At 62.3% G+C, this 3,425-nt stretch carries 1 protein-coding gene; it reads right to left on the reverse strand.

The features are described 5' to 3' along the window. Window positions 1-108: 108 nt before the first annotated feature. Window positions 109-3,216: a hypothetical protein gene (locus Q0R23_RS16855; protein WP_293914873.1), complete on the reverse strand. Its 3,108-nt coding sequence runs from the start codon at window positions 3,214-3,216 to the stop codon at window positions 109-111. Window positions 3,217-3,425: the final 209 nt, after the last annotated feature.

The following is a 3,425-nucleotide window of genomic DNA, read 5'->3' on the forward strand; positions in this document are numbered from 1 at the left end:
GGAAGAAGTCATGGTGAGCATGATAGCGGAGGCAACCGACTACCGAAGCTTACGCAAGGCAATGAAAAAGACCCCCGATTAAGGGGGCCTTCAAAACAGGAAGTGGGTTTAGCGGCCCGTCTTCTCGCCGTAGAAGTTGTAAGCGCCAGCAGTGTCGGTGACGACGCCAGCGATCTCGTCATACGTCGCCTTGAGAGGCAACAGGCCACTCGTCAGGTCGCTGTAGGTGCTGTTGTCGTAGCCGCGAGTCCAGTACAGGTTGTTCAGCAGATCGCTGTCAACCTTGTAGAACTGGTTAGCGGTGCTCAGATCGCCAATCTTGAACCAGGGCGCCGCCTGGGCAGCGGTGGGCGCGATGCCACCGTCGTTCAAAGTACGGCTATCAACACGGCTCTGAAGCAGGTTACTGTTCAGGCCCAGGCTGCTATCGCTCTGGCGGACCAGCGAGGGGTCAGCCAGTTGGAAGGTATCAAGGTTCGAAGTGAGCGCAGGTGCGGTGTTCAGGTAGGTGAGCACCTTACCCCAGTCGAGGCGGTCAAAGCCGCCGAAGCCAGTCACACTGTTGAGCTGGCTGTTGCCGCCCTGACTTCCAGCGATCTGGTTGGTGGTCGTGGTGCCGCTGACGGAGAGCGACAGCACCGCGTCTTCGCTAGGCAGCAGGCCACCAAGGTCCAGCGGCTTGCCTGCGTCGGCCAATGTAGTACCGTTCGCAGCAAGCGCGTTAATGAAGCGGGGGTTGAGTTGCGTCTGTGGCCGGTAGTTCGCCGAGCGGTCGAAGCGGAAGCCGTCAGAGGTGCCCAGGGTGGGGATGGTGAAGGGCCTGACGGTCGCCACCTGGGCAACCTGCACGCCACGGGTAAGGATAGTGGCGTTACCGGCGCGGTCAGTGACGAGCACGTTGACGTTCATCGGCTCGATGTTGCCAGCACCCTCATCACCCTGGCCAGGGAACAGAGCGTTCCAGGTGGCGTTGTTGTTGACATTGACGGTGTTGTCCACGACCGCCGGATCAAGCGAGCCGTAGCTACGCTGAATCTCGACGGGAGCGCCGACGTAACCTGCCGCACGGGTACGGGTCTGGACGGCATTCGGGCCAGCGAAGTCGTTCCAGAACAGGATGTTGGCGTAGACACCTGACGTAGCGTCGCTCGCCTGGGTCTCGATGCTGGTGGGCGTACCGCTGGTGACTACACCAGTCGCCGTGAAGCGAGTGAACGACACGCTGGGATCAGTATTGTCGATGATGACCGTCTGCGGAGCGCAGTTGGTCGGCAGGTTGCCGAGCACGTCAGCGAACGAGTTGAAGCCGATGGTCTGGTTTCCGTCGGCGATCTGGTTGGTGTCGAAGGTCACCGGCGCAACCGTCACCTTGTTGTAAAGCGCACCGAGGCTCGGAGTGGAGGTGCCGGGCAACGAAACCTTCAGGCTGCCGATGCTGGCGACGAAGGGCGCCGTGGGATCAAACCCGATGCCAGCGTCAGTGATGGTGCCGCCGCCGAAGCGGGCCACATCGCTGATGAAGCGGTTGGGGTTGGTCGAGGGGAAGGGCAGAGGCGAAGCGTCGCGCAGAGCGATGGCGCTGACATTGGGGCCGACGTTATCGAAGGTGACAACCTGGTACTCCGGGCTGGCCGTCTCGTTGGCAATCTGGTCGCGGGTCAGAGCGTAGATGCGGTACTTGCCGTCAGGCACAGCACCCGCCACCTTGACGCCTGCTGTGGGGGTAGTGCTACCGGGCGCACAGACCGCAGCGGAGGCGGTGCTGTCGAACATGACGCGGAAATCACCCGCACCGGGGAAGAGCTGGGGCTTGCTGGCAATCGCACCCGAATTCGCAATCGAGTAGCGGATCGCCTTGGCCAGACGCACACCGTCGCTGTCACGCAGACCAGGGGTCACGTCAACCAGCGCGGAAGGCACGAGAACGTAGGTGATGCTCTCGAAGCCGATAGGCACGCGACCAGTCGTCGTGGAGCCAGCGGGCGCAGCACCGAAGGGCTGGTCTGTCAGGTCACGGTTGTTGGTGAATACATCGATCTTGCCACGGGCAAAGTTGTTGTTCTGGATGCCACGGAAGTTCTGGATATAGTTCGAGCCGGGAAGCTTGGCGCCGTCGAAGGCAGGGCGGGCAGGCTGGGGAGCAGTGTTATCTGCAACGACGCGGAGGAACGACACCGTGGCGCCGTTGACGCGGAAGACCAGCCATTCGGGCACCGCCTGGTACGCACCGAGCAGGGTGCTGTCAAACGGGGTGGTGACGACGCCTGTGGGGTTCACGGCAACGTTGAGCACGCTGGACGCCTGGACGTCGGCGTCGGAGGGCGTAGCGCTCGTGCCAGTGGTCTTGGCGAGAAAAACTTCGACCTTGGTGGTACCTGCCGGAGGGGTGAAGTTGACGTTGACAGTGCCCTTGACGTAGGTGTAGGCGTCACCAAACGGTGTGCCACCAGTCGAGATGCCCTGGGGGAGTTGACGCCAGCCGTTGTTGCTGACGACGCGGGCCGTGCTGTCGGTGGCCGCGTTGCCGGGCAAGTCGATGGCCGTGCCATCAGCACCGACCTTGATTTCCTGGGCGGGGTCAAAGCTGACGCCCGCCGGGAAGACGGTGGCAACGCTGCCCTGGACCACGACGTTGCTCGTCACAGTAGCGCCAGCACTATCCTTGCCGCTGACGGTGATGGTGGTGCTTCCCACCAGAGCGGTAGTCACAGTGCAAAAGCCCGCGTTGGTCGCCACGGTGGCAGCGGAAGCAGTGCCGCCGTTGACCGAGCAGGTCACGCCAGTCAGCGTGCCAGCGGTGGTGAAGTTGACCTGGGTCGCCGTGTTGCTGGGCAGGGTCGCGCCGGTTGCCGGGCTGGTGATGGTGATGCTCGCGCCGGTGCCAGCGGGAGGAGTGACCGTGCCGGGACCAGTGCTAGTAGTGCTGGTGTAGGTGAAGCTCACAGTCTTGTCGCCGGTCGTCAGGTCTACGGTCGTTGCACCGGGCGAGACGGTGTACCCGGTAACCGCCGTCGGGGTCACCGTGTAGCTGCTGTCGGTCAGGGTGTTGCTGTAGGGCAGCGTGACACTACCAACGCCGCTGATGGTGGCCGAAGCCGAGGTGACGCCCGTAGCGTTGACCGTCAGCTTGTGGCTGCCGGGCGTGTTCGTGCCTTGTGAGCAAGACGCTAAGGCGATAACACCGGTGAGGGCCAAAAGGCCAAACTTTTTCTTCATGCTTTCCTCCCGTGGAAAAGGCGGTTTCTCATCCCCGCTCCGGACGTGGTGCGGCGTTCGTGTTCAGAAGTGGCATGCGAGCCAGTTGCCGAGTTTCCTGCTCCCATACGGCCTCCTTAGTACTCACGCGCCCCACATCTCCGGCAAGAATGTGAATCCTTAGTTGAGTATACGGAGCCATGTAGGCAGTGTCAACACGAAAAACCCCG

Source organism: Deinococcus sp., from assembly GCF_025362455.1.
Classification (GTDB): Bacteria; Deinococcota; Deinococci; order Deinococcales; family Deinococcaceae; genus Deinococcus.